We start from the raw sequence: 24,308 nt of genomic DNA, 5'->3' as shown, positions 1-24,308 counted from the left end.
CCGTGGACTGATTTGCGTCAGGGTTTTGCGTGTTTCCCGCCGTGTTCGGGTCTTCGGGCAGCAGTCGCTCGACGGGTTTTCGAGGCAGGCCTAGAATGAACGCTCACTTTTCCGGTTGAGCGATCATGCCTCCTGAATGTCAGTTGTTCGGCACCTTGGGATGCCATTTGTGTGAGTTGGCAGAAGCCGAACTGATGCCGCTTGTCGAGCACGGTCTGCTGGTCGAACTGGTGGACATCGCTGAAAGTGAGCCGTTGGTTGAGGCTTATGGGCTAAGAATTCCGGTACTGCGCCGAATTGATACCGGGGCCGAGTTGGACTGGCCTTTCGACGCCGATCAAGTGGTTGCTTTCCTGCGTTGATCCTCGTTCCGCTGGTCACTCCTGCACAGGCAGTCCTTGGCACTCTAGGGTTTATTCGGTTACTGTATGTTCATACAGTAATTGGAAAGACCTGCTGCTTTTGATGACTTGAGCAGGTGAATCCGGCAGTCAGAGGGACGAACCGTGGTCAATGTCGAACAGTTGAAGAACAGCGTGAACCGGATGTCGGTTGACGTGGTGCGCGAGGCGGTCCTCGAGTTGCGCCTGGACGGGCTGGTCACGGAGGGCAAGACGCCTTTCAACAAACTGCATTTCAACACCTGTTTTGCCGAGATCGAGGCGCTGTTCCAGCGTGCCGGTTATCACAAGCAGCTGGATGTGGTCGGTTATCAGGGCTTGCTGTACGCCTTGTATGACCCGGGGCGCTGGGAGGCGGTCGATGTGCTGCGCTGGCTCAAGGAGTTCACCGAAGCCGCGGCGCTCAAGTCGATTCCGGCCTGAGCGGGCCGCAGATTCTGCGCTAGGTTCGTTGCGCTCAGTGTTGGATAATGCCGGCCTGCATTGAGGGTTCGAATTTCCGTATGTCCACACCAACATTTTCCGCTGCTCAGAATCAGGCCAGCACCCTTTACCTGCCTCCGGGTGCGTGGCTTACCGTGCTGGATTGCCTGTGTGAGCATTTCAGTGCGATCAGCCGGGAGCAATGGCTGGACAGAATCGCCCGGGGCCGGGTGCTGGATGGTCAGGGGCAGCCGATTGCGGTGGATCTGCCGTACAAGGAAGGCCTGCGCATTCACTACTTCCGCGAAGTGCCGGATGAAAAGCCGATTCCGGTGCTCGAGTCGATCCTGTATGCGGACGAGCATCTGGTGGTGGCGGACAAACCGCATTTTCTGCCGGTGACACCGGCCGGTGAATACGTCGAGCAGACGTTGCTGCGCCGTCTGATCCGTCGCCTCGATAATCCGCATCTGGTGCCACTGCACCGCATTGACCGGCACACGGCGGGGCTGGTGATCTTTTCCGCCAACCCGCAAACCCGCTCGGCTTATCAGTCGTTGTTCCCGACCCGGCAGATCGATAAACGTTATGAAGCGATCGCCCGTGCGCTGCCGGAACTGGAATTTCCCCTGGTGCACAAAAGTCGCCTGATCGACGGCGAACCGTTCTTCCGCATGCAGGAAGGCCCAGGTGTCGCCAATACTGAAACGGCGGTGGAAGTCCGGGAAAAGAATGGTGATCTGTGGCGCTACGGCCTGTACCCGGTGACGGGCAAGAAGCATCAGCTAAGGGTGCATATGACCGCGCTAGGGGCGAGTATCTGTAATGATCCGTTCTACCCGGATGTGTTGAAAGACGTTGAGGATGACTATGCCAATCCGTTGAAGCTGTTGGCACAGGGGCTGCGGTTTGTCGACCCGGTGACCGGCGAAGAACGCGAGTTCGAAAGTCAGATCACCCTGCAGTGGTGACGCCATTCACTTTCCCCGCACCCATGAAAAAGCCCGCATTGATGCGGGCTTTTCTGTATCCGGTGTCGACGTAAAGCTTACAGCTCTTTAACGGTACGAACCTGATCCTTGTTGATGCGGGTCTCTTTGCCGTCGAGTTGTTTGAACTCGTAGAAGCCCGAATCTTCATCGTATTTCGGGGTGTCGACGGCCTGGATTTCGCGACCGTCATTCAAGGTGATCACTGTTGGCGACGAGCAACCAGCGAGAGTTGCCAGGCCCAGTGCGAGCATGAAAGTGGCGAGGGTCCGTTGAGTCATGGGTGTGTCTCCGAATGGGAATACTTTGGTTACTGAGCTTGAGACGTGTACAAGGCGTGAGAGTTCCTTGAATGCTGTCAGTCTGACACAGTGTTATGCGCATTTAACAGTTCGGGGGTGTTCAGGTTGGCCAGGCGCGGGTCATTGTCGGGGCATTGCAGGGCCGTCGCGCCGAGGTTGCGCATGACCCGGCCAGGGCTGCGTTCGCCGGTATTCCAGGCGGTTTCGAACACGGGCAGCAGCGCGACCGGAATCACACACAGCAGCGGTTCCCAATGGTCATCGTGACGCAGCATTAAAGGTTTGTCAGGAAACTGGCCGGCGGTTTCACGCATGTCCTGCAGCAGTGCTGCGTCGATTCGCGGCACATCGCAGGGCAGCACCAGCAGGTGCGGCAGACGGGCGGCTTTGAGTCCGGCAAGGATACCGGCCAGAGGACCGGGAAAATCGCCCTCTTCATCGCTGACCAATTGATCGGCGTACGCGGCATAACGCTCACGATTGCGATTGCAGGAGATGATCAGATCGTCAGTCAGCGGCCGGACCTTGCGCTGCAAGTGCGCAATCAGCGGCTCACCCTGCCACTCGATCAGCCCTTTGTCCTGGCCACCCATGCGCTGGCCGCGTCCGCCTGCCAGGAGCAAAATGGAACAAGGGGGCAATGGCGTATTCGAGGTCATGGCAGCTCTCCAGCAGGGCGGCGAAAAATTCGGGCGCTGTGATATAACACCGGGCTGTTTCTCCTACAACTGGACGAGCCTAATGAAAGCCAAGGCCGATGTACCTTTTGCGCCGCTGAACATTGCGGTGCTGACTGTCAGCGATACCCGAACCCTGGAAACCGACACATCAGGCCAGGTCTTCGTCGACCGTCTGACCGCTGCCGGCCACCGTCTGGCCGAGCGGGTCCTGCTCAAAGATGATCTGTACAAGATCCGCGCGCAAGTTGCCCACTGGATTGCCGAGGACGTGGTGCAGGTTGTGTTGATTACCGGCGGCACCGGTTTTACCGGGCGTGACAGCACGCCTGAAGCCGTGGCTTGTCTGCTCGACAAGCAGGTTGACGGATTCGGTGAACTGTTCCGCCAGATCTCGGTGGCTGATATCGGTACGTCAACCGTGCAGTCGCGAGCTCTGGCCGGTCTGGCCAATGGCACGCTGGTGTGCTGCCTGCCAGGTTCAACCAATGCGGTGCGCACCGGTTGGGACGGGATTCTCGCCGAACAGCTGGACTCTCGGCATCGCCCATGCAATTTCGTACCTCACCTGAAACAGGCAGCGCCTTGTGAATCCCGTGGGTAAGCCGGGCAAGACTGGCAGTCTGATGCCTGTCGAGGAAGCGCTGGCCTGCCTGCTGGAAATGGCTGACGCTTCGCCGATTGTCGAGCGCGAGTTTCTGCCGTTGGCTGATGTAGAGGGGCGGGTGCTGGGCGACGACCTGATTTCGACTCTGGATCTGCCGCCCTGGCCAAACAGCGCCATGGACGGTTATGCCCTGAATCTGGCGGACTGGACCGGCGAACCGCTGCCGGTCAGCCAGAAAGTGTTCGCCGGGCAGGCACCTGAGCCATTGAAGCCCGGTACCTGCGCGCGGATCTTCACCGGTGCGCCAGTGCCAGCCGGGGCCGATTGCGTGGAAATGCAGGAGAACGCCGAGGTTCTGACCGACGGCAGCGTGCGCTTCATCGAAACCCTGAGTGTCGGTCAGAACATTCGCCCGCAGGGGCAGGAAACCACTGTCGGTGAGTTGATCCTGGCGGCAGGTACCCGACTGGGACCGATCGAGCAAGGTCTGGCGGCGTCGCTGGGGTGTGCCGGCCTGAATGTTGTACGCAAGGTGCGAGTCGCGGTGCTGTCCACCGGCGATGAACTGGTCGAGCCGGGTCAGCCGTTGGGGCCGGGGCAGATTTACAACAGTAATCGGGTGGTGTTGTGCAGTTGGTTGCAGCGCCTGGGTTGTGAGGTGATTGATGCCGGCATTCTTCCGGACGATCTGGCCACTACGCGGGCGCGTTTGGGCGACTTGCAGGATGTCGACCTGATTCTGTCGACCGGCGGCGTTTCGGTGGGCGAAGCGGATTTTCTTGGCATCGCGTTGAGGGAAGAGGGCGAGCTGGCGCTGTGGAAACTGGCAATCAAACCGGGCAAACCGCTGACCTTCGGCCATTTTCGCAAAGTGCCGGTCATCGGCCTGCCGGGTAACCCTGCTTCGACTCTGGTGACCTTTTCTCTGCTCGCGCGGCCCTATTTGCTGAGGCGTCAGGGCGTACAGGATTCAGAACCTCTGAAGTTTACGGTGCCGGCAGGCTTCGTCTGGCCTGTGGCCGGCAATCGGCGCGAATACTTGCGCGGTCGACTCGAACAAGGGCGGGCAGTCATTTACCGCAATCAAAGTTCCGGTGTGCTGCGCAGTGCGGCCTGGGCGGATGGCCTGGTAGAAGTGCTGGAAGGCCGTACGCTGGCAGAAGGCGATGAGGTTGGGTTCATTCCATTGAGCGACCTGCTCGGCTGATCCGCGCCTGGTGACTGCAGGCTCGACCGATACCGAGTCGATGCCTGCATTTCTCCGTCAATGGCTCATCAGTGTGACCAACTGATCGAACCGGCTGTTGGCAACCCATCCCAACAGTCCCAAGACCACCGCTGTAGCACCCGCCGAATAGGCGAGACGGTGCTTGATGGTCTTTACATCCCCGCGGACTTCGTCCATATCGCGACGAATGTATTTGAGGTGGGTTTCCAGTTCGGTCACGCGCGGTTCCATATCAACTTCTCCAGCGGTTCTGGCGTTTTTTTTGAAATCGGATTTGTGACTGGTGCGACTTTCACCGAGAGGGACAATCGGACTAGTTGGAATTTTGGCTTCATGGCTGGACATGGAAATGTCCATCGGCTGTTTCAAATGTAAGCGCGCTGGCCTTCCCGTCATTCCAACTGTCACCAGCACCGAGGGTGTATCCACTCATTACCTGCACGTCCTTGTGTTGTTAAATCGAAGATTGATACCACCTGCACACGGTGAATCAATGATCGAGTCTGGTCAATTGAGCCGATTCCTCACATATCGTAAGAAAAAATACCGCTGTGTAGGACTGCAACAGGCAATCGTTTGAATTAAATGGAATTGCCATGGCTTTTTTGCGGGTGCCAGAGGTCAAGATGTTTCATACCGATTCAACCGTGGGGAGTGACCGTTATGAGTGAGCGCAGGGCGCTGTTGATTTTGCATGGCAAGCAGGCACTCAATGAGGCGGTGCGCGCCGCCGTCGAAGCAAAGCGCGAGCAGGGCTGGGAGCTGGCAGTGCGTCTGACCTGGGAGGCGGGTGACGCTCAGCGTCTGGTGGAGGAGGCACTGGCAGGCGGTTATCGGCAGATCATCGCCGGGGGTGGTGATGGTACGTTGCGGGATATCGCTGAAGCCCTGGCGGCGCATGCGCACAAGGCCAGTCTGGTGCTGCTGCCGCTGGGCACGGCCAACGACTTTTCCCGCGCGGCGGGGATCCCGCTGGAGCCGGCCGAGGCACTTGAGCTTCTCGATGTACCGCCGCGTGATATTGATCTGGGCGAAGTTGGCGGGCAGATTTTCCTCAACATGGCCACCGGTGGTTTCGGTAGCCAAGTGACGGCCAATACGTCCGAGGATCTGAAAAAAGTGTTGGGCGGGGCCGCCTATCTGTTCACCGGTTTATCGCGCTTCAGTGAGTTGCACGCGGCCTATGGCGAACTGCAGGGGCCGGACTTTCACTGGCGTGGCGAGCTGCTCGCGTTGGGTATCGGCAACGGCCGCCAGGCGGGCGGTGGACACGTATTGTGCCCGCAGGCGCTGGCGGATGATGGCCTGTTGGACATCAGCATTCTGCCCGCGCCACAGGAGTTGGTGGGCACGCTGAAGAATCTGCTCAGCGATGGTTTCGGCCTCGATAACATGTTTGTGCGCGCCCGCTTGCCCTGGGTCGAAATCAAGGTCGCCGAGGGCTTGAGCATCAATCTTGACGGCGAGCCGCTGACAGGCGAAAACCTGCGCTTCGAGGCCCGTCCGAGAGCATTGCGGGTGCACTTGCCCGAGCATTCGCCGCTGTTGGGCGTTAACTGCTCGATCAGTCGTCCAGGCTGATGATCTGCTCGCGTACCGCGAACAGTACCAGGCCCGCCACGTCGTAGATCTGCAGGCGTTTCATGATCTGCGAACGATGGGTTTCGACGGTCTTGATGCTCAGGCCCAGACCGTTGGCGATTTCCCGGGTGGATTTGCCGCGTACGATCAACCGCAGGATCTCCAGCTGGCGTGCCGTCAGGTTGTGCGAGTCGGCCACTTCCGGCTGGTTTTTCTGCGTGCGGGTCAGCGCCTGATTGATCACGGTGTGGGCGATCGCCGGGCTCAGGTAGCGTTCGTTGTTGCGCAGGGCTTCGAGGGCATGTTCAAGCTCGGTGGCCGTCGTGTCCTTGAGCAGATAACCGTGCGCCCCGGATTCCAGTGCCTGCATGATCAGCGCCGGATCGGTATGCATCGACAGGATCAGTACCTTGCTTTGTGGCCGCACGCGCTTGAGCCGTTGCAGGGCTTCCAGGCCTCCGGTTTCCTTCATCGAGATATCCAGCAACACGATATCGGGTACCAGTTGCTCGACCATTTCGAGCAGCTGCGAGCCATCGCTGGCTTCGCCAACGACCGCGTAACCGGGAATGTCGAGCACCAGAGCACGCACGCCGGCCCTGATCAGCGAGTGGTCATCCACCAGAAGTAAGTTACAAGTCAACGCATAACCTTATTCGTACTGGCCCGCTCGAGTGCACGGGGCGCCCAGGGGAATAGTGCTTCGATTTGAGTACCTTTGCCCGGCTCGCTGATGACGTTCAGCGTGCCGCCCAACTGTTCGATCCTTTCGGCCATCCCGGCCATGCCGCGCTGTCCTTCCCGCCCCGGATCCGCAGCAGGCGCAAACCCTTGGCCATCGTCACTGATCAACAACGTCAGGCCTTGCGGCAGTCGTTGCACGCGGATCAACAGGTTGCTGGCCTGCGCGTGACGCAGAATGTTGGTGACCGCTTCCTGGGCAATGCGAAAGGCGGCGACTGCCATTTCTTCGGGAATCCCGTTGAGCCGCTGCTGGCAATCGAGGCTCCAGTGCACCGGCGTGTTGGCCAGAGTCTTGAGCAAGTGCGCACGCAGACTGGCCTCCAGCCCGAGGCTGGTCAGTTGGCGCGGATTGAGGATAGCCGACACGTCGCGCACCTTGTTCAGGGTTTCCTCAAGGGTGTCGCAGAGTGTCGAGCATTGCTCTTGCAGGTCTTGCGGCAGACGTCTTTTCAGCCATTCGCTTTGCAGCTTGGCCGCCGTCAGCAACTGACCGATATCGTCGTGCAGTTCGCGGCTGAGCCGGTGCCGTTCGTTTTCCTGGACTTCCAGCAAGCGGTCGGCGAGCTCCTGAGGCTGGAACTTGATCGATTTGCGTGACAGCCGATATTGCACCCAGACACAAGCGGTGGCGGCGATGTTCAACAGCAGCAGACCGAGCGAGAGTGGCGCCGCAAAACCGTAGGTCAGCAAGCTGCCAACGGCTGCGCTGACACACAATATGAGAGTGAACCGGCGTGCATTTTCCCGGGAGGGTGGCCATGTGGTGATTGACTTGAGGCTGGCGTACATAACGGATGGAGCCAATAGATGTTCGCTGCGGGCAGACCGGCCGGTGGCGGGCGGATCTCTGTCTGAAAATGCTGTCAATTATGTTATTGATTTTAACCGGGGTCAGTGAACGACATTTGACCGCAAACTTCGATGGATGCCTGTCACTGAATCACTGTGCCATTAAATTGAAAGCAACTAATGGCCGGCATAATACCACTTAAGATACCGTTGGTCGCGTTTGCCATATATGTCCATTGAGTCATGAAAGAGGCCATGTTGGACGTGAGTTCCATAATGGAAAAGTCGCTTTATTGTGTTCGATAGATATCGATGTTGCTCGAAGTTGATCGTTACACGGACACAGGCAAACCCTGAGGCCGCAGGAAAATTTCCGCTGGTGTCAGGTGTGATTATTTAATTCGGTTTGTCGCTGGCAGGTATGAACTATTCAATTGCGACATTCAGCGATGCGGATCAGCTATCTGGATTCGTGCAATTTCAGCACTGAATCAGGCCTGCCGTTCCGAATAAGACATGAGTGACAACGGTTGAGTCGCAAGTGACGGCTGAAATTCGCCTTGACCTACCTGGAACGCGAAGGCTTCGATCAGGGAGGTCTGTTCGCTGGCATCCAGGCTCAACTGGCCAGTGTTCTGATCGACCAGTTCGATTTGCCAGGCCATCAGGGTGAAACAGTCTTTGAGCGCATCCAGAGCCTGTGCATGCAGGTCGATATGTTCCGGCGCGTGGTCGAGCAGGCTGTGAATATGCAGGGAAAACTCGGAGATCGCCTCCAGTGCCAACGCTTCTGCACGGCTTGCAAGCTTGAGCAGGGTGCTGCGCATGCAGTCGATGGCGTCCTTGTCGTTGCTGATCAGTTGCAGGTGGCTCAGGCATTCTTCGGACTTGGCCAGGAGTGTTTCAGCTTCGACGAGAAATTCGGGGAAGCGTTGTGCCCAGTCTTTGCGGTCGATTGGCATGCTTATCTCCACAGCGTCATGTCTGATGAGGGAATGCCGTGTGTGTCGACGATCATGAATCGTCGGGAGATCGCGCCCCACCGTGCAAGTGCACTGGCTGAGGTTTTCCAGAGGGTAAGGTTCCACTGACCTGCGATCGCACACAATAGCCTGACTCCGTTCATGCAATGAGAATGGCGTCACATTAATGGCTATTGGATATTGCGAACATCAGGTTGGGCCTGATTGTTACTAGGGGATTCCCTTACACGCGGGAACCTGTGACGCCAACCGTGGTCGCGCCAGAAGAGAATGTAGCAGATGAAAACACCGAGCCAGTAAACCATGATGTTAATGTGACATCAATGCCTGTGTATGGCATTTTGATACTGATTTCTGTGGGGATCAAGAACCGCCATAAACAGCCGATAACCCCTCAATAGTGAATTCATCAGAACAAGCCCAGGAGTCATTGATGGCCGGCATTCTCGACACGGTAGACCAACGCACGCAACTGGTGGGTGAGAATCGCCTGGAAATTCTCATGTTTCGACTGGCCGGACGCCAATTGTTCGCGATCAACGTGTTCAAGGTTCAGGAAGTTCTGCAATTGCCGAAGCTGACCCTGATGCCGCAGCGCCACCCGTTTGTCTGCGGCGTGGTCAACCTGCGCGGCCAGACGCTGCCGGTGATCGACCTGTCCCAGGCGATCGGCATGCGTCCGCTGGTGCCGGGCCCGAACAGCACCATCATCGTCACCGAGTACAACCGTTCGGTGCAGGCTTTCCTTGTCGGTGGCGTGGATCGCATCGTCAACATGAACTGGGAAGCCATTCTGCCGCCGCCGACCAGCGCCGGGCGCCAGCATTACCTGACCGCGATCAGCAAGGTTGACGATCAACTGGTGGAAATTATTGACGTCGAGAAAGTCCTCGCCGAGATCGTCCCGTACAACGCCAAGGTCTCGCGTGACAAGCTCGACGATCCGGTGCTGGAACGTGCCCGCGGCCGCGAAGTGCTGCTGGTGGACGACTCCAACGTAGCGCTGTCGCAACTGCGCGACACCCTTGGCCAGCTCGGGGTGAAGATGCACATCGCCAGTGATGGCCTGAAGGCACTGAACATGCTCAAGGCCTGGGCCGATACCGGGGTGAACATGACCGACAAACTGCTGATGGTGTTCACCGACGCGGAAATGCCGGAAATGGACGGCTATCGCCTGACCACCGAGATCCGCAACGACCCGCGCCTGCGCGGCCTGTACGTGGTGCTGCACACCTCACTGTCCGGCAGTTTCAACGACTCGATGGTGAAGAAGGTCGGCTGCGACAACTTCCTCTCCAAGTTCCAGCCGGACAAACTGGTCGATGTGGTGCGTCAGCGCCTGATGCTCGATGAAGTGCCAGCCTGATCCTGACACTTCAGCCTCCTGTGGGAGCGAGCCTGCTCGCGAAGGCGGATTCCATATCGACACATGTGTTGAATGAGTTTCCGCTTTCGCGAGCAGGCTCGCTCCCACAAGGTTTGCAGTGCACAAACTCTTTTGATTCACGGATAAAGCTCGTATAGGGTGGCTTTTTTGCCCATCAGGAAGCTGGACATGCTGCGTCTGAGTGCGCTTTATCGTTACCCGTTGAAATCCGGCAAGCCCGAGATTCTGCAGTCGATTGGCCTGGATAAACTTGGCCTGGAAGGTGACCGACGCTGGATGCTGGTAGACGAGGCCAGCGGCCGCTTCCTGACCCAACGAGCCGAAGCGAAAATGAGCCAGCTGTCGGCGCTGTGGAATGCGCAGGGCGGTCTGACCCTCAGTGCGCCTGACCACTCCGCGCTGGATATCCCCTTGCCCGAGGACGATGCCGAGCTGCGCGGCGTGACCATCTGGCGTGACACCCTGCGCGTGCCGGATGCCGGTGATGAAGCGGCCCGCTGGGTCAGCGATTTCATCGGCAAGCCGACCCGTCTGGTGCAGGTGCCACTTGATCGCGCGCGCATGACGCAGGCCGGTTATGGCCGCGAGGATGATCAGGTGGCATTCGCCGACGGTTTCCCGCTATTGCTGATTGGTGAGGCGTCGTTGCAGGATCTGGTGCAAAAGGTCGGACGACCGCTGGAGATGTTGCGTTTCCGGCCGAATCTGGTGATCGAAGGCAGTGCGGCGTTCGCCGAAGATGGCTGGAAGCGCATTCGCATCGGCGCTGTCGAATTCCGGGTGGTCAAGCCATGCTCGCGCTGCATCCTGACCACCATCGATCCGCAGACCGGGGAGCGCAGTGCCGATCGCGAACCGCTGGCGACCTTGCAGAAGTACCGCGCCCAGGCCGATGGCGCGATGTTCGGGCAGAATCTGGTCAACGACAGCAATGGTCGACTGGAAGTCGGTATGCCGGTGGAAATCCTCGAATAATCGAGGCCAGAAATGAAAAATGCCCGTGTCCATGGACACGGGCATTTTTTTGCACCGGGAAAAGCCGTGGGCTTAGCCGCGGTATTCGCACAGGTAAGCGGTATCAACAGCGACTTTCAGCTGGAACTTGCTGTTGGCCGGTACGTTGAACTGGCTGCCGGCAGCGAAGGTTTCCCAGTCGCTGCTGTCCGGCAGTTTGACGGTCAGTGCGCCGGAGACCACGTGCATGATTTCGCGCTGAGCGGTGCCGAATTCGTATTCGCCCGGGGCCATGACGCCGATGGTCGCCGGACCTTCAGCGGTGCCAAAAGCGATCGACTTGACGGTGCCGTCGAAGTACTCGTTGACTTTGAACATGGGCGATTCCTCTTGAATGGGGCTTAAAAGGGTTAAAAAAGGGCCGGCCAGTATGCACAAGGCTCCCGGCGCCGTCACCTGCCCGGGGCGTGTCCGGCGAGTTCTCGCCCTGACTTCAGAGTGGCAAGACCAGCGGCAGCAACCGCGCAGTGTTGCGCGCATCTTCCAGGGCCCGATGCTGTTGACCGCTGAACTGCATGCCGGCCAGTTGCAGCGCGCCGTTCAGGCCCAACGGTCGTTCCAGTCGCCGCGCCTTGGCAAAGCGCTGTTTGAGGTTCATGTGCTGCACCCGGCTCAGTACGCTGTCGAGTTGCAGGCGTTGCCACTCCTGGAGCAATTGCTTGCGGTCGTAATCGCCCCAACTGGCCCAGCCCTCGAGGCGCGTCTGGTGTTGCCCGAGCCAGCGTTCGAACGCCGGCCAGACCTCGCTCAACGGCTGCGCGGCGTCGATGTTGGCTTGGGTGATGTGTGTGAGCTCCCGACAGAACGGCGTCAGCAATGGCCGCCGGGTCGGTTTGACGAACCGCTGAAAGTGATCCTGCTCGCGACCGGCACGATCGACCAGCGTCGCGCCGATTTCGATGATTTCCATTTCCGTAACCGGCCAGCCACCTTCATCTGTGGTGGCTTCCAGATCAATGACCAGCCAATGGGGCATCGCAGGTTTCCTGATTTACGCGTCCTGATAGATCAGAGCGTAGTCAAACCTCGCGTTTGCGCCTGGCGACTCACTCGACCTGCAACAGAACCTGACGATTTTTTACCTGATCGCCGACCTTGACCTGCACCCGCTTGAGCACGCCGTCGATGCCGGCCTTGAGCGGATGCTCCATTTTCATTGCCTCCAACACCACCAGCAACTGACCCTTGCTGACCGTGCTGCCTTCGCTGACCAGCACGTCGACGATGGCACCGTCCATCGGCGCCTTGAGTGTGCCGGAGCTGACGCTGCTCTGACTGCTGATGAGCGCATGAGTTCGATCCTCCAGGCGCAGGCTGCCGGGGTGGGTGAACAGCCAGAGTTCTGCACCATCGACCCGATAGGCGTGACGCTGGCGCAGGCCGTCGACTTCCAGCGTCACCGCGCGCTCGTCGCAATCGATGACGGTCAGCGCCAGCGCGCGCTGCATCACGTTCACGGTGAATCGGCCAGCGCCGTCCGCAAGCAGCTGCAAGGTCCAGTCCCGTTCTTCCACACCGAGACGGTAATTGAGCGGCACGCCGGCATTGTTGCGCCAGCCCTTGAGTGGCGCACGATGCGCCCGCGCGCCAGACTGATAAAACAGCACGGCGGCGATGGCCAGTTCCTCCGCACCGGGGTCGTAGGCGTGCAGGCAAGGGTGGTCAGTGAAGTGCTGAGCAATGAATGCGGTGCTGAACTCGCCGCTGATGAACTGCGGATGTTGCAGCAGGCTGACCAGCAAACGCTGATTGGTCTGCACGCCGAGCAGCACGCTGTCCTGCACCGCGCGCAACAGTTTGCGCCGCGCTTCTTCGCGGGTGGCGCCGTGGGCAATCAGTTTGCCGAGCATCGGGTCGTAGAACGGGCTGACCCACTGACCTTCGCGCAAGCCGTGATCGATCCGCGCACCCGGAGTGACTGCCGGTTCCCAGGCCTGGACACGACCGGTTTGCGGCAGGAAATTCTGCGTCGGATCTTCGGCATACAGACGCACTTCCATGGCGTGGCCGTTCAGCGCGACCTGATCCTGAGTCAACGGCAGCGGCTGCCCTTCGGCGACGGCCAATTGCCAGGCGACCAGATCCTGCCCGGTGATCAACTCGGTCACCGGATGCTCGACCTGCAGACGCGTGTTCATTTCCAGAAAGTAGAACTGCCCACGGGCATCGAGCAGAAACTCGACGGTGCCGGCACCGACGTAATTCACCGCTCGGCCAGCCTTGAGCGCCGCTTCGCCCATGGCCTGACGCAACTCGTGGGTCATCACCGGGCAGGGTGCTTCCTCGATGACTTTCTGATGGCGGCGCTGCACCGAGCAGTCGCGCTCGCCGAGGTAGATCAGGTTGCCGCGATGATCGCCGAACAGTTGTACCTCAACGTGCCGTGGTTCGATCAGCGCCTGTTCGAGGATCAGTTCATCACTGCCGAAACCGTTCAGCGCCTCGGAGCGGGCGGTGCGCAATTGCGCCGGCAACTCGTCGCTGCTGTGCACCAGGCGCATCCCGCGTCCACCGCCGCCAGCGCTGGCCTTGATCATCAGCGGGTAGCCAATGCGCTCGGCTTCACGCAGCAGAGTGGCGTCGTCCTGCGCGGCGCCTTGATAGCCGGCGATACACGGTACGCCCGCGTCGAGCATGGCGATTTTCGACAGGCGCTTGCTGCCCATCAGTTCGATGGCGTCGGCGCTGGGGCCAATGAAGGTCAGATTGGCCGCTGCGCAGGCGCGGGCGAACCCGGCATTTTCCGAGAGGAAGCCATAGCCGGGATGAATCGCGTCGGCACCGCTGCGGCGGGCGGCGTCGAGGATCGCCGGGATGTTCAGGTAGGACTGTTGCACCGGTGCGGAGCCGATGTTCACCGCTTGATCGGCCATCTGCACGTGCAGGGCATTGGCGTCGGCATCGCTGAATACGGCAACGGTGCGATAGCCGAGGGCCTGGGCGGTGCGCTGGATGCGGCAGGCGATTTCACCGCGGTTGGCGATCAGGATTTTGTGGATGACGGGCATGTTGATCTTCCTGAGTATTTGGCGGTGGGTTGTCTGGCCTCTTCGCGAGCAGGCTCGCTCCCACAAGGAATTTGCATCGTTCACAAAACCTGTGGGAGCGAGCCTGCTCGCGAAGCTTTTAAGGGGCCCACCCAGGTTTACGCTTTTGCACAAAAGCCATGGTGCCCTCGATCCCTTCGGCCCCGGTCACCGCTTCGCTGAACCACCGCGCCGCTTCATCCAGCAATTCACTCGAAGGCTGCCCGGCACTGGCCAGCAGCAGCTTTTTGGTTGCCGCATTCGCTTCGGGCGCGCAGCACAGAACATGGTCGATCACTTCATCAAGACGTTCTGCCAGCGCCTGCGGATCCTGCTCGACAAAATGCACCAGCCCCAGACGTCGCGCCTGATGGCCATCGAAGCGTGCGGCGGTCAGTGCCAGGCGACGGGTTTCGGTCAGGCCGATGCGTTGCACCACGAACGGAGCGATCTGCGCCGGTAGCAAGCCAAGGCTGGTTTCCGGCAGACCGAACTGCGCTTGATGGTCGGCCATCGCGATATCGCTGACACATGCCAGTCCGAAACCACCACCGAGCACTGCGCCCTGTAAAACGGTGATCAGCACTTGTGGTGTGTCCTGAGCTTCTTGCAGCAGGGCTCCAAAGGCGCGGTTCAACTCGCGGTAAGCGTCGGCCCCTTGGGCACGGGCATTGGCCATGTCCTTGATGTCGCCACCCGCACAGAAATGCCCACCGGCACCGCTGAGGACCAGAGCGCGCACCCCGCGGTCATCGCGCACCGTCGCCAGCACCGCACGCAGCTCGGCGACCATTTGCAGGCTCATCGCATTGCGGCTTTCCGGGCGATTGAGGGTGATGTGCAGCACGCCGCCGTGCTGTTCCAGCAACAGCGTCTGGCAGTCGGGCAGGGCGCTCATTTCTTTTTCCCCGGCAGGATGCCCATCAGTTTGCAGATGATCCCCAGCATGATTTCGTCGGCGCCGCCGCCAATCGACACCAGCCGCACATCGCGATAGGCGCGGGCCACCGGGTTGTCCCACATGAAGCCCATGCCGCCCCAATATTGCAGACAGCTGTCGCTGACTTCACGACCGAGGCGTCCGGCCTTGAGCTTGGCCATCGACGCCAGGCGTGTGACGTCCTGACCTTTCACATATTGCTCGGTGGCCTGATAGACCAGCGCCCGCAGGCATTCGATTTCGGTCTGCAATTCGGCGAGGCGGAAGTGAATCACCTGATTGTCGATCAGCGCGTTGCCGAAGGTCTTGCGCTCCTTGCAGTACTCAATGGTGCTGTCGACGCAATATTCCAGACCCTTGATCATGTTCGCCGCGCCGAACAGGCGTTCCTCCTGGAACTGCAGCATCTGCATCATGAACCCGGCGCCTTCGTGGCCGATGCGGTTGCGCTGCGGCACACGCACGTTGTCGAAAAACACCTGGGCGGTTTCCGAGCTGCGCATGCCGAGCTTGTCCAGGTGCGAGCTGAGGCTGATCCCCGGGGTGTTCATCGGCACCATGATCAGCGACTTGTTGATGTGCGGCTTGTCGTCCGAGGTGTTGGCCAGCAGGCAGATGAAGTCGGCACTCGGTGAATTGGTGATCCACATCTTGCTGCCGTTGATCACGTAGTCGTCGCCGTCCTTGCGCGCGCTGGTCTTGAGCCCGGCGACGTCGGAGCCGGCACCGACTTCCGAGACTCCGATGCAGCCGACCTGCTCGCCGCTAATCGCGGGGCGGAGGAATTCGTCGCGCAATTCATCGGAGCCGAAGCGGGCCAGCGCCGGGGTGCACATGTCGGTCTGTACGCCGATCGACATCGGAATGCCGCCGCAGTGGATGGTGCCAAACTCTTCGGCGGCGACAATCGAATAGCTGTAGTCGAGGCCCATGCCGCCGAATTTTTCCGGCTTGGAAATCCCCAGCAACCCGAGGTCGCCGGCCTTGCGGAAAATCTCGTGGATCGGAAAGCGCCCGGCCTGTTCCCATTCATCGACGTGCGGGTTGATTTCGTGCTCGACGAATTGGCGGACGGTGCGGCGCAGTGCTTCGTGTTCCGGGGTGAAGATCATTTTTATTGTTCTCCTTGGGATCCGTGGCAGTCAGAAGCGGCTGACGCCGAAGCTGTTGGGTTGCAGCGTGCGGATGTCGGCTTCATGGCAGATATCCAGCAGGTATCCGAGCAGGGTGCGGGTATCGCGTGGGTCGATCAGGCCGTCGTCCCACAGGTTGGCGCTGCCGTAGAGCGCGGTGGACTGGCTGTCGAGTTTCTGCGCGGTGACCTGTTCGAGCATGTCGAGCATTTTCGGGTCCGGCACCAAGCCCTCTTTGAGCTGTTTGGCCTCGGTGACGATGCGCAGCACCTTGCCGGCCTGCGCGCCGCCCATCACCGCGGTGCGGCTGTTGGGCCAGGCAAAAATGAAGCGTGGATCGAGACCGCGCCCGCACATCGCGTAATTGCCGGCACCGTAGGAACCGCCGACGACAATCGTCAGTTTAGGCACTCGCGCATTGGCCACCGCTTGAATCAGTTTCGAGCCGTGTTTGATCACGCCTTGCTGCTCGGACTCGGTGCCGACCATGAACCCGGTGGTGTTGTGGAAAAACAGCAGCGGCGTCTGACTCTGGTCACACAGCTGAATGAACTGCGCGGCCTTGCTCGCCCCAGCGGGGGTGATCGGGCCGTTGTTGCCGATCAAACCGCAGGCGCGACCGTGGATTTTCAGTTGGCCGCAAACGGTGTGTTGATCGAACTCGCCCTTGAATTCAAGGAACTCAGACTCATCAGCAATCCGCGCAATGATTTCGCACACGTCGTAGGGCTTTTTCGGGTCGTCGGGGATCAGTCCGAGCAGTTCGTCGATCGGGTACAGCGGCGCCTTGTATTGCGGCTCGGGCAGCCACGGCAGTTGCTCGTTCCACGGCAGCATGCGCAGGATCTCGCGCACCAGCCGCACGCCATCGGCATCGTTCTCGGCCAGGTACTCGGCGGTGCCGGCGACTTGCGCGTGCATCTCGGCGCCGCCCAGCTCTTCATCGGTGGCGACCTCGCCCGTCGCGGCTTTGAGCAGCGGCGGCCCGGCAAGAAACAGCTTGGCCTTGCCGCGTACCACCACCACGTAATCCGACAGCCCCGGTTGATACGCGCCACCCGCCGTGGCCGAACCATGCACCACGGTAATTTGCGGCAGGCCCATGGCCGACATGCGCGCCTGATTGGCAAAGCTGCGCGCACCCTCGACGAAAATCTCCGCGGCATAGTTGAGGTTGGCGCCGCCGCTCTCGGCCAGGGTGATCACCGGCAGTTTGTTTTCCTGGGCGATCTGTTGCAGGCGCAGGGACTTTTTCAGGCCAGTCGGGGAAATGGTGCCGCCCTTGATCGCGCTGTTGTTGGCCACCACCATCGCGCGTATGCCGGACACGTAACCGATGCCGGCAATCAGGCCACCGCCGGCGGCGCTGCCATCCTTGTCGTCGTGCAGTTTGTAGCCGGCCAGGCTCGCCAGTTCGAGGAACGGTGCGCCGGGGTCGAGCAGCAGATTCAGGCGTTCACGGGGCAGCAGTTGCCCGCGCTTGTCGAATTTGGCCTTGGCTTCGGCAGCCTTGTTCAGCAGGTTCTGTTCCAGTTGCTGGACGTGCTCGATGGCCGTGAGCATCGCCGCCTGATTGCGGGCGAAGGCCTCACTGTGCGGATCGAGTTGGGACTGGATCTGCGGCATGGCTTACTCCTTGTCCTTGAGGACGTCGGGCAAGTACGCCCGATGGAAACCGTTGAACGACTCGCTGTGGCTCGCCTTGTGCAACGGCCATGCGCGGCTGCCGAGACTGGCCGCGCCATCGATTTTCAAGGTGCTGCCGCTGATGAACGCCGCCGCCGGACTGAGCAGGAAAACGATCGCCGCACTGACTTCCGATTCGGTACCGATGCGCTTGAGCGGCACATGTTCGCGCAGGGTCGGGATCACTGCTTTGAACGCGCCTTCATAAGTGTCCATGCCGCTGGACGCGATCCAGCCCGGCGCCACTGCATTGACCCGCACCCCGGCGTAACCCCATTCGAACGCGGCGGTCTTGGTGAAGTTGTCCATCCCCGAACGTGCCGCGCCGGAATGGCCCATGCCGGGCATGCCGCCCCACATGTCGGCGAGCATGTTGACGATGTTGCCACCGTGCTTGCTCATCGACTGGTTGAACACTTCCCGGGCCATCAGGAAGCCGCCGACCAGATTGGTCCGCAGCACGGTTTCGAAGCCTTTCTGATTGATCGAGGCCAGTGGCGACGGGTACTGGCCGCCGGCATTGTTGACCAGACCGTGGATCGGCCCGTGTTCGGCGATCAACTCAGTGACCAGTTGTTTCACCGCTTCCTCATCACGGATGTCGCAGGCTTGCCAGTGCGCGCGGCCACCGTCTTCGGTGATTTCAGCGGCGACCTTTTGCAGTTTTTCCGGCTTGCGCCCGACCAGCAGCACATTGGCCCCGAGCGCCGCCAGTTCATGCGCGGTGCAGCGCCCGATACCGCTGCCGCCACCGGTGACGATGATGTTCTGGCCGCTGAACAGATCGGCACGGAAAATTGACTCATAAGCCATGACGCGAATCCTCTAGTCGAGCTGTTCGGCGATGCTCTGCGGCACCGGGATCTGGATTTCCAGCAACTGCTGGGCGAAGGCCTTGCCCTGTGGATCGATACGCAGACTCGCGACACCGCCACCACCGAGGGCGTTTTCCAGCAGGAAATTCAGGCTGTGGGTGCCGGGCAGGTACCAGCGCTCGACCCGGCCATGAATCGGGTCGAGCACGTGGCTCATCCAGTCGACAATCACTGCCGGCGTCAGCGCTTCGGCGATCCACGGCAGGTATTCGGGGCGGCGCGGCAAGACGCCGATGTTGCTGTGGTTGCCCTTGTCGCCGGAGCGCGCCACCGCCAGTTTCACCAACGGCACACTGGCGTCGGCGCGGCCCTGGGGTTTCGGTGGCTGGTCGGGGGTGGGCAGATCGTGGCTGTCGAGTGGTGTTTGCGCGGGCAGGGCGCAGGGGTGCTGTTCACCGGCCATATCGACTTGCAGGGTGCAGGCGTTTTTGTCGATCAGGAACGAGAACAGGCGAATCAACGGATACACCGTCGGCCGTCCGCCGACGATGCCGGTCAGTCCCGGTGCCATTCCGGTGGCAGCCTGGGCGATTTCCCGGGAGAACAGGATCAGCGCCGGTTTCAGTGGATGGCGCACGGCGAGTTTGATCACCACCTCGCGGCTGTCCCGACGCTGGCCGTGAGGGCCGTAAGTGGCTTCGCTGCCGAGCAGTTCGATGTCGACTTCGCTGTACGCTGGCCAGCCGCGTTGGCTGAACATTTCCGAGGTCTTGTCGATGATCGCCTGGCTGACGCGCCGGGCCTTGTCCACCGCATCGATACCGGCGATCAGGCAACTGGCGGTGCAGCGGAAACCGTCCGGCCAGGTCGCGCTGACCTTGTATTTATCGCTGGGCGGCAGACCTTTGGCGCCGTGGACGTGCACGGCGTTTTTGCCTTGTTGCTGCAGTTTGACCTGAGTGAAATCGCAGACCACATCCGGCAACAGATACGCCTGCGGATCACCGATTTCATAGAGCATCTGCTCGCCAACTGTCAGCGGCGTCACCAATCCGCCGGAGCCTTCGGGTTTACTGACGATGAACTGGCCGTCGGCGCTGACTTCGACGATGGGGAAACCGATGTGTTCGTAATCCGGCACGTCGCGCCAGTCGGTGAAGTTGCCACCGGTGCATTGCGCGCCGCATTCGATGATGTGCCCGGCCAGCGCGGCCTGGGCCAGTTTGTCGTAGTCGTGCCACGCCCAGCCGAATTCATGCACCAGCGCCGCACTGACCACCGCGCTATCGACCACGCGCCCGGTGATGACGATGTCGGCGCCCAGGCGCAGGGCTTCGACGATGCCCGGTGCGCCGAGGTAGGCGTTGGTCGATACGCACATCGGCGGCAGCGGCGTGCCGTTGAACATTTCGTGGATGCCTTGGGCGGCAAGTTGCTTGAATTGCGGTTGCAGGTCATCGCCGAGCAGCACGGCGATTTTCAGCTTGACCCCGGCCTTGTCGCAGGCGGCTTGCAGGGCGGCGGCACAGGCTTTTGGATTGATCCCGCCAGCATTGCTGATGACGCGGATTTTCTGTTCAGCCAGTTGCGGCAGCAGCGGCGCGAGCACTTCGATGAAGTCCCCGGCGAATCCGGCCTGTGGGTCCTTCATACGGGCGCCGGCCATGATCGACATGGTGATCTCGGCCAGGTAATCGAACACCAGATAATCCAGCTGTCCGCCGGCCACAAGTTGTGCGGCGGCGGTACTGGTGTCACCCCAGAATGCGCTGGCGCATCCGATCCGAACGGTGGTGGGCATTTTTATCTCCGACTCAGGAACCTGCGACAGAAGTGTCTGGAGGCTACCAAGCAAGCGCTTGGTTTGTAAACCACTGAAATATCTTCTGCCCAAGCGCTTGCTTGGTTGCGGCCCGCGGCTTAAATTGCGCGCAACCCTGCGTGTTCAGGGGGCAACAGACTGATCGACTGTAGGAGAGAACGGGTGGACGAGCAAAAAGCCCTGAGGGTCATGCGCGAACTGGTCGACCAGGGCCAGTTGACCGACCCTGACAGTGCCCGCGGCAAACTGCTGCAAGTGGCGGCTCACCTGTTCCGCAACAAGGGCTACGAGCGCACGACGGTGCGTGACCTGGCGGGGGCGGTGGGGATTCAGTCCGGGAGCATTTTTCATCACTTCAAAAGCAAGGATGAAATCCTCCGTGCGGTGATGGAGGAGACCATCCGCTACAACACCGCGCTGATGCGCGCCGCGCTGGCCGAAGCCACCAATGTCCGCGAGCGGGTGCTGGCGCTGATCCGCTGCGAATTGCAATCGATCATGGGCGGCAGCGGCGAAGCCATGGCGGTGCTGGTCTACGAATGGCGCTCGTTGTCCGAAGACGGTCAGGCCCGGGTGCTGGCCCTGCGCGATGTCTACGAGGACATCTGGCTGCAGGTGCTGGGGGAAGCCAAGGAGGCCGGTTTTATCCGTGGCGATGTGTTCGTTACCCGACGTTTTCTCACCGGCGCGCTGTCCTGGACCACCACCTGGTTCCGTGCCGGCGGCAGCCTGAGTCTCGATCAGTTGGCCGATGAAGCGCTGATTCTGGTACTCGAAGAGCGTTAACCCATTTTTCTATAAGGTCGGGAAACTGGCTAACTGGGCGAAACCGCCTAGCTTGAATGCATTGATCGGTATTTTTTCGGGGAGTGGGGTGTTTTGAAGTCTTCGCCAATTCGGACGGCCACGGGTCTGGTACTCGTCGCGCTGACGGCATTTTCAGGGTTGCCTGCGCAGGCGGCGCAACTGGTTCGAGTGGGCGCCGCGCACTTTCCCCCTTACACCATTCGCCCGGAAAGCGGCGCCGATACCGGGCTGCTGCCGGAATTGGTCGAAGCGCTCAACGCGTTGCAGACGGACTATCAGTTTGTCTTGGTACCGACCTCGATTCCCCGGCGTTTCGGCGATCTGAAGGAAGGTCGCACCGACATGGCCATCTTCGAAAACCCCGAGTGGGGCTGGAAGGACATTCCACATACCACGGTCGATATGGGCCTGGAAGATGCCGAGATTTTTGTCGCGCAACGCAAAGATGCTCGCCAGGAAAACTATTTCGCCGATCTCAAGGGCAAGCGCCTGGCGCTGTACAGCGGTTATCACTATGAGTTCGCCAACTTCAATGCCGATCCCAAATACCTTGCTGATACGTTCAACGCCACGCTGACCTATTCCCACGACAGCAACCTGTTGATGGTCCTGCGCGGGCGCGCCGACATTGCCTTGGTGACGCGCTCATACCTGTTCGATTATCTGAAGCGCAATGAAAAGGTTAAAGATGAGCTGTTGGTGTCGCAGCGCATCGATCAGATTTATCACCACTACGCCATTTTGCGCCCGACTGCACCGATCACCGGCGAGGCGTTCAGCAAGTTACTGCAGGGGCTGCGCAACAACGGCCAGATGCTGAAAATCTTCGAGCCGTACAAGATTGCCGTGGTGCCGGTGCCGCAGCCCTGAGCGTTTTTCACCCCGGCGGCTAAATTTCCTCCCTTGGCTCACGTCCCATCGTTGAACTGTCGACGATTATCGTGAGCCCGACCCATGTCCAATCTGAATGACCTGACTGCCCTGGCCTTGCCTTCGGGCAGCCAATTGGTAGCCGATGCAACTGAAAGCCGTCTGAGCCTGAGCCTGGACGGGCAACCGCTGATTCGCCTGCGAATCGATCGTGGCGGCAACGGCCCGATTCAGCTCGATGAGCGTTTTGCCCTGCCGCCCGGCCTGGCGTTGTGGGCGGCCTGTTACTGGTTGTTCGCCCGTGAGCCGGAGCGCCAGCAATTGCTCTGGCAGCTGGATCAGCCACCCACCGAAGCCTTGCTCAGCGGTTTGCTGGTGAGTACCGAGGTGGCCGGTGAGTATCGCTGCGAACGCACACTGTTCTGGCAACTGCCGCAGCCATGGCTCGGCACCTCGTTGAGCGGCAGTTACCCGCAGCAAATGGTGATCAGCCAGGGCAAGCGCCATCCGCTGCGCCCGGTGAAGCCGCGCGGTGAAGTCTATCGGCGCTTCGATGCGCGTCTCGGGGCGTGGATTTCCCTGCGCACGGTGGAAATCGAGCAGGATCTGGCGCGTTTCAACCGTTGGCAGAACAGTCCGCGGGTCGCCAGTTTCTGGCAGGAGGAGGGCAGTCTTGAGCAGCATCGCGAATACCTGAGTAAGCTCGACGCCGATCCGCACACCCTGATGCTGATCGGTTGTTTCGACGATCAGCCGTTTGCCTATTTCGAAGCCTACTGGGCCAAGGAAGATCGTATTGCGCCGTTCTACGACGCCGACAATTACGACCGTGGCATTCACATGCTGGTGGGGGAGGAGAATCACCGTGGCCCGCACAAAGTCGCGAGTTGGTTGTCGGCGCTGGTGCACTACCTGTTTCTGGATGATCCGCGCACTCAGCGCGTGGTTGCCGAACCGCGTGCCGACAACGCGAAGATGATCGGCCACATGCACAACCAGTGCTTCCACTGCGAGAAGGAATTCGACTTCCCGCACAAGCGTGCGGCGCTGATGATTCTGGGGCGTGAGCGGTTTTTCGATCGGTGCAAGCTGGCCTGAGGTGACACGGCCTGGGATCTATTGCGGTCTCAAGTCTGCCTTCGCGAGCAAGCCCGCTCCCCCATCGACCTGTGTACGCCGGTCAAATGTGGGAGCGGGCTTGCTCGCGAATGGCTTGACGCCGAATTCAGGGCTTAACGACGACCCATCGAAGCCGCATCCCCACGACTGCCCGACACCTTGCGGCAGTGCACCAGCGCATCACGAATCATGAAGTTGACCAGGGTCGGCGAGACGCCGAGTTCCTTGGCGATGTCCTTTTGCGGCACCCCGTGCAGGCGGTACATCTCGAAGGCGTAGCGGGTGCGGCTGGGCAGTTCGGTCAGCGCGTCGGCGATGTGTTCCAGTGTCGAGAAATTGATGTGCGAGGTTTCTGGCGAAGCGCCTTGAATGACCACGTTCAACCCTTCCTCTTCCGGGCCTGCGTATTTCTGCTCCAGCGCCTGTTTACGGTAGTGATCGATGGCCAGGTTGCGCACGATCTGGAACAGGTAACTCAATTGAGCCTTGATTGACGACGTGATCGGTGGAGCCGACTGCAGCCGGAAGAACGCATCCTGAACCACGTCTTCGGCGCGCGAACGGCAGCCGGTAATGCGGGCTGCAATCTTCACCAGAATCAGTCGATTGTCGACGAAGGCCTGAAGTAGCGGTGAATCGCACCTGCTTGTGGATACTTGTTCCGTCATGGAAATCACCTTGCTGCCAATAGGTTAGTGGGACGCCTGGGGGACGGGGCCGTCCTACACATCGAGCGACAAATTATGTTGAATGATAATGATTGTCAATTGAGAAAGAGAACTAATGCTCCGTAAAGGTGCGAATCGAGAACTGCGACACACCGCCACACCTCGGCCCCCGTTGGCGATCCTGCGCGCCGACTAATTATTTCCAGACGTCATCCGTTCTCATTGGTGAATGGCTTCGGGCGCACAGCCCCGGCCAGACAGCATTCCCAAGCCTCGCGCGGTCGGCACAGACCG

26 protein-coding genes are annotated in these 24,308 nt (G+C 60.2%); 11 read left to right on the top strand and 15 right to left on the bottom strand.

From position 1 onward, the window contains the following. Positions 1 to 125: 125 nt before the first annotated feature. The 3 genes from ACVHNU_RS16110 (at position 126) to ACVHNU_RS16100 (ending at position 1,795) form a co-directional block, all read left to right on the top strand. Positions 126 to 362 carry a glutaredoxin family protein gene (locus ACVHNU_RS16110; RefSeq protein WP_103483816.1) on the top strand — a complete coding sequence of 79 codons (237 nt, stop codon included), beginning with the start codon at positions 126 to 128 and terminating at the stop codon, positions 360 to 362. A gap of 144 nt (positions 363 to 506) precedes the next feature. Continuing rightward, positions 507 to 824, top strand: coding sequence for a transcriptional regulator (locus ACVHNU_RS16105; protein ID WP_003226726.1), 318 nt, complete (start codon positions 507 to 509; stop codon positions 822 to 824). Positions 825 to 904: 80 nt separating this feature from the next. Next, complete coding sequence (locus ACVHNU_RS16100) at positions 905 to 1,795, top strand: pseudouridine synthase (RefSeq protein WP_045122565.1); 891 nt, start codon at positions 905 to 907, stop codon at positions 1,793 to 1,795. Between the two features lie 77 nt (positions 1,796 to 1,872). Here the strand turns inward: ACVHNU_RS16100 and ACVHNU_RS16095 are convergent, their stop codons facing one another. Continuing rightward, positions 1,873 to 2,094 (bottom strand): YgdI/YgdR family lipoprotein, encoded by a 222-nt coding sequence (locus tag ACVHNU_RS16095; RefSeq protein WP_003226722.1) that lies wholly within the window; start codon positions 2,092 to 2,094, stop codon positions 1,873 to 1,875. A gap of 77 nt (positions 2,095 to 2,171) precedes the next feature. Continuing rightward, positions 2,172 to 2,774: a molybdenum cofactor guanylyltransferase MobA gene (gene mobA / locus ACVHNU_RS16090; RefSeq protein WP_226501860.1), complete on the bottom strand. Its 603-nt coding sequence runs from the start codon at positions 2,772 to 2,774 to the stop codon at positions 2,172 to 2,174. 82 nt (positions 2,775 to 2,856) lie between these two features. On the opposite strand from mobA, the gene moaB reads away from it, so the two are divergent. Both moaB and ACVHNU_RS16080 read left to right on the top strand, forming a co-directional pair. Beyond that, the gene (gene moaB / locus ACVHNU_RS16085) at positions 2,857 to 3,396 is read left to right on the top strand and encodes a molybdenum cofactor biosynthesis protein B (protein ID WP_003226719.1); all 540 of its coding nucleotides are present in this window, start codon (positions 2,857 to 2,859) and stop codon (positions 3,394 to 3,396) included. Further along, positions 3,380 to 4,606, top strand: coding sequence for a molybdopterin molybdotransferase MoeA (locus ACVHNU_RS16080; protein WP_473017798.1), 1,227 nt, complete (start codon positions 3,380 to 3,382; stop codon positions 4,604 to 4,606). Before moaB ends, ACVHNU_RS16080 begins: the two co-directional genes overlap by 17 nt. A gap of 57 nt (positions 4,607 to 4,663) precedes the next feature. Here the strand turns inward: ACVHNU_RS16080 and ACVHNU_RS16075 are convergent, their stop codons facing one another. Continuing rightward, positions 4,664 to 4,972: a hypothetical protein gene (locus ACVHNU_RS16075; RefSeq protein WP_177434688.1), complete on the bottom strand. Its 309-nt coding sequence runs from the start codon at positions 4,970 to 4,972 to the stop codon at positions 4,664 to 4,666. Between the two features lie 318 nt (positions 4,973 to 5,290). Between ACVHNU_RS16075 and yegS the strand changes: the two genes are divergently transcribed. Further along, a complete protein-coding gene (gene yegS / locus ACVHNU_RS16070) occupies positions 5,291 to 6,208 on the top strand; it encodes a lipid kinase YegS (RefSeq protein WP_473017797.1) in 918 nt (305 codons plus the stop codon). Here the strand turns inward: yegS and ACVHNU_RS16065 are convergent. The 3 genes from ACVHNU_RS16065 to ACVHNU_RS16055 all read right to left on the bottom strand — a co-directional run bounded on the left by ACVHNU_RS16065 (position 6,192) and on the right by ACVHNU_RS16055 (position 8,703). Then, positions 6,192 to 6,851 carry a response regulator gene (locus ACVHNU_RS16065; protein WP_003226712.1) on the bottom strand — a complete coding sequence of 220 codons (660 nt, stop codon included), beginning with the start codon at positions 6,849 to 6,851 and terminating at the stop codon, positions 6,192 to 6,194. The two genes, yegS and ACVHNU_RS16065, sit on opposite strands and share 17 nt — an antisense overlap. Further along, a complete protein-coding gene (locus ACVHNU_RS16060; protein WP_473020079.1) occupies positions 6,848 to 7,741 on the bottom strand; it encodes a sensor histidine kinase in 894 nt (297 codons plus the stop codon). The genes ACVHNU_RS16065 and ACVHNU_RS16060 overlap by 4 nt, the downstream gene beginning before the upstream one ends. Before the next feature lie 491 nt (positions 7,742 to 8,232). Continuing rightward, positions 8,233 to 8,703 (bottom strand): hypothetical protein, encoded by a 471-nt coding sequence (locus ACVHNU_RS16055; protein WP_103483810.1) that lies wholly within the window; start codon positions 8,701 to 8,703, stop codon positions 8,233 to 8,235. Positions 8,704 to 9,157: 454 nt separating this feature from the next. On the opposite strand from ACVHNU_RS16055, the gene ACVHNU_RS16050 reads away from it, so the two are divergent. Together ACVHNU_RS16050 and ACVHNU_RS16045 are read left to right on the top strand one after the other, a co-directional pair. Next, positions 9,158 to 10,093, top strand: a complete 936-nt coding sequence (locus ACVHNU_RS16050; protein ID WP_003226705.1) for a chemotaxis protein CheV — start codon at positions 9,158 to 9,160, stop codon at positions 10,091 to 10,093. A 189-nt stretch (positions 10,094 to 10,282) separates the two neighbouring features. Next, entirely contained in the window at positions 10,283 to 11,089 is an 807-nt protein-coding gene (locus ACVHNU_RS16045; RefSeq protein ID WP_473017795.1) for an MOSC domain-containing protein, read from the top strand. Between the two features lie 72 nt (positions 11,090 to 11,161). Here ACVHNU_RS16045 and ppnP read toward each other — a convergent pair whose 3' ends face one another. The 8 genes from ppnP to ACVHNU_RS16005 all read right to left on the bottom strand — a co-directional run bounded on the left by ppnP (position 11,162) and on the right by ACVHNU_RS16005 (position 20,529). Next, the gene (ppnP, locus tag ACVHNU_RS16040) at positions 11,162 to 11,446 is read right to left on the bottom strand and encodes a pyrimidine/purine nucleoside phosphorylase (RefSeq protein ID WP_003226701.1); all 285 of its coding nucleotides are present in this window, start codon (positions 11,444 to 11,446) and stop codon (positions 11,162 to 11,164) included. Between the two features lie 115 nt (positions 11,447 to 11,561). Continuing rightward, positions 11,562 to 12,104: a 3'-5' exonuclease gene (locus ACVHNU_RS16035; RefSeq protein ID WP_003226699.1), complete on the bottom strand. Its 543-nt coding sequence runs from the start codon at positions 12,102 to 12,104 to the stop codon at positions 11,562 to 11,564. Positions 12,105 to 12,174: 70 nt separating this feature from the next. After that, positions 12,175 to 14,136, bottom strand: coding sequence for an acetyl/propionyl/methylcrotonyl-CoA carboxylase subunit alpha (locus tag ACVHNU_RS16030; RefSeq protein WP_473017794.1), 1,962 nt, complete (start codon positions 14,134 to 14,136; stop codon positions 12,175 to 12,177). Between the two features lie 118 nt (positions 14,137 to 14,254). Beyond that, positions 14,255 to 15,052, bottom strand: a complete 798-nt coding sequence (locus tag ACVHNU_RS16025) for an enoyl-CoA hydratase/isomerase family protein (RefSeq protein WP_473017793.1) — start codon at positions 15,050 to 15,052, stop codon at positions 14,255 to 14,257. Further along, a complete protein-coding gene (gene atuD, locus ACVHNU_RS16020) occupies positions 15,049 to 16,206 on the bottom strand; it encodes a citronellyl-CoA dehydrogenase (RefSeq protein WP_003226692.1) in 1,158 nt (385 codons plus the stop codon). The genes ACVHNU_RS16025 and atuD overlap by 4 nt, the downstream gene beginning before the upstream one ends. Before the next feature lie 30 nt (positions 16,207 to 16,236). Further along, complete coding sequence (gene atuC / locus ACVHNU_RS16015) at positions 16,237 to 17,853, bottom strand: geranyl-CoA carboxylase subunit beta (protein ID WP_473017792.1); 1,617 nt, start codon at positions 17,851 to 17,853, stop codon at positions 16,237 to 16,239. Positions 17,854 to 17,856: 3 nt separating this feature from the next. After that, entirely contained in the window at positions 17,857 to 18,726 is an 870-nt protein-coding gene (locus ACVHNU_RS16010; RefSeq protein WP_338802597.1) for an SDR family oxidoreductase, read from the bottom strand. Between the two features lie 12 nt (positions 18,727 to 18,738). Next, positions 18,739 to 20,529 carry an acyclic terpene utilization AtuA family protein gene (locus tag ACVHNU_RS16005; RefSeq protein ID WP_473017791.1) on the bottom strand — a complete coding sequence of 597 codons (1,791 nt, stop codon included), beginning with the start codon at positions 20,527 to 20,529 and terminating at the stop codon, positions 18,739 to 18,741. A 183-nt stretch (positions 20,530 to 20,712) separates the two neighbouring features. Between ACVHNU_RS16005 and ACVHNU_RS16000 the strand changes: the two genes are divergently transcribed. The 3 genes from ACVHNU_RS16000 (at position 20,713) to ACVHNU_RS15990 (ending at position 23,325) form a co-directional block, all read left to right on the top strand. Next, the gene (locus ACVHNU_RS16000) at positions 20,713 to 21,336 is read left to right on the top strand and encodes a TetR/AcrR family transcriptional regulator (protein ID WP_045122564.1); all 624 of its coding nucleotides are present in this window, start codon (positions 20,713 to 20,715) and stop codon (positions 21,334 to 21,336) included. A gap of 93 nt (positions 21,337 to 21,429) precedes the next feature. After that, positions 21,430 to 22,227, top strand: a complete 798-nt coding sequence (locus tag ACVHNU_RS15995; protein ID WP_003226684.1) for a substrate-binding periplasmic protein — start codon at positions 21,430 to 21,432, stop codon at positions 22,225 to 22,227. An 84-nt stretch (positions 22,228 to 22,311) separates the two neighbouring features. Next, a complete protein-coding gene (locus ACVHNU_RS15990) occupies positions 22,312 to 23,325 on the top strand; it encodes a GNAT family N-acetyltransferase (protein WP_473017790.1) in 1,014 nt (337 codons plus the stop codon). 134 nt (positions 23,326 to 23,459) lie between these two features. On the opposite strand, the gene ACVHNU_RS15985 is transcribed toward ACVHNU_RS15990, so the two are convergent. Next, a complete protein-coding gene (locus ACVHNU_RS15985; protein WP_003226680.1) occupies positions 23,460 to 24,014 on the bottom strand; it encodes an RNA polymerase factor sigma-70 in 555 nt (184 codons plus the stop codon). Positions 24,015 to 24,308 lie beyond the last annotated feature (294 nt).

The sequence above is a fragment of the Pseudomonas sp. Ors-4-3C genome, from assembly GCF_055755035.1.
The sequence above is the reverse complement of the archived record's forward strand: the minus strand, read 5'-3'. Positions and strand labels throughout refer to the sequence as shown.

What these genes read in the sequence shown, in the direction of transcription:
- ACVHNU_RS16030 (WP_473017794.1), bottom strand. Translation starts at nt 14,136, where the DNA reads ATGCCCGTCATCCACAAAATCCTGATCGCCAACCGCGGTGAAATCGCC.
- ACVHNU_RS15990 (WP_473017790.1), top strand. Translation starts at nt 22,312, where the DNA reads ATGTCCAATCTGAATGACCTGACTGCCCTGGCCTTGCCTTCGGGCAGC.
- atuD (WP_003226692.1), bottom strand. Translation starts at nt 16,206, where the DNA reads ATGATCTTCACCCCGGAACACGAAGCACTGCGCCGCACCGTCCGCCAA.
- mobA (WP_226501860.1), bottom strand. Translation starts at nt 2,774, where the DNA reads ATGACCTCGAATACGCCATTGCCCCCTTGTTCCATTTTGCTCCTGGCA.
- moaB (WP_003226719.1), top strand. Translation starts at nt 2,857, where the DNA reads ATGAAAGCCAAGGCCGATGTACCTTTTGCGCCGCTGAACATTGCGGTG.
- ACVHNU_RS16095 (WP_003226722.1), bottom strand. Translation starts at nt 2,094, where the DNA reads ATGACTCAACGGACCCTCGCCACTTTCATGCTCGCACTGGGCCTGGCA.
- ACVHNU_RS16050 (WP_003226705.1), top strand. Translation starts at nt 9,158, where the DNA reads ATGGCCGGCATTCTCGACACGGTAGACCAACGCACGCAACTGGTGGGT.
- ACVHNU_RS16055 (WP_103483810.1), bottom strand. Translation starts at nt 8,703, where the DNA reads ATGCCAATCGACCGCAAAGACTGGGCACAACGCTTCCCCGAATTTCTC.
- ACVHNU_RS16010 (WP_338802597.1), bottom strand. Translation starts at nt 18,726, where the DNA reads ATGGCTTATGAGTCAATTTTCCGTGCCGATCTGTTCAGCGGCCAGAAC.
- ppnP (WP_003226701.1), bottom strand. Translation starts at nt 11,446, where the DNA reads ATGTTCAAAGTCAACGAGTACTTCGACGGCACCGTCAAGTCGATCGCT.
- ACVHNU_RS16035 (WP_003226699.1), bottom strand. Translation starts at nt 12,104, where the DNA reads ATGCCCCATTGGCTGGTCATTGATCTGGAAGCCACCACAGATGAAGGT.
- yegS (WP_473017797.1), top strand. Translation starts at nt 5,291, where the DNA reads ATGAGTGAGCGCAGGGCGCTGTTGATTTTGCATGGCAAGCAGGCACTC.
- ACVHNU_RS15985 (WP_003226680.1), bottom strand. Translation starts at nt 24,014, where the DNA reads ATGACGGAACAAGTATCCACAAGCAGGTGCGATTCACCGCTACTTCAG.
- ACVHNU_RS16100 (WP_045122565.1), top strand. Translation starts at nt 905, where the DNA reads ATGTCCACACCAACATTTTCCGCTGCTCAGAATCAGGCCAGCACCCTT.
- atuC (WP_473017792.1), bottom strand. Translation starts at nt 17,853, where the DNA reads ATGCCGCAGATCCAGTCCCAACTCGATCCGCACAGTGAGGCCTTCGCC.
- ACVHNU_RS16045 (WP_473017795.1), top strand. Translation starts at nt 10,283, where the DNA reads ATGCTGCGTCTGAGTGCGCTTTATCGTTACCCGTTGAAATCCGGCAAG.
- ACVHNU_RS16075 (WP_177434688.1), bottom strand. Translation starts at nt 4,972, where the DNA reads ATGTCCAGCCATGAAGCCAAAATTCCAACTAGTCCGATTGTCCCTCTC.
- ACVHNU_RS16025 (WP_473017793.1), bottom strand. Translation starts at nt 15,052, where the DNA reads ATGAGCGCCCTGCCCGACTGCCAGACGCTGTTGCTGGAACAGCACGGC.
- ACVHNU_RS16060 (WP_473020079.1), bottom strand. Translation starts at nt 7,741, where the DNA reads ATGTACGCCAGCCTCAAGTCAATCACCACATGGCCACCCTCCCGGGAA.
- ACVHNU_RS16110 (WP_103483816.1), top strand. Translation starts at nt 126, where the DNA reads ATGCCTCCTGAATGTCAGTTGTTCGGCACCTTGGGATGCCATTTGTGT.
- ACVHNU_RS16005 (WP_473017791.1), bottom strand. Translation starts at nt 20,529, where the DNA reads ATGCCCACCACCGTTCGGATCGGATGCGCCAGCGCATTCTGGGGTGAC.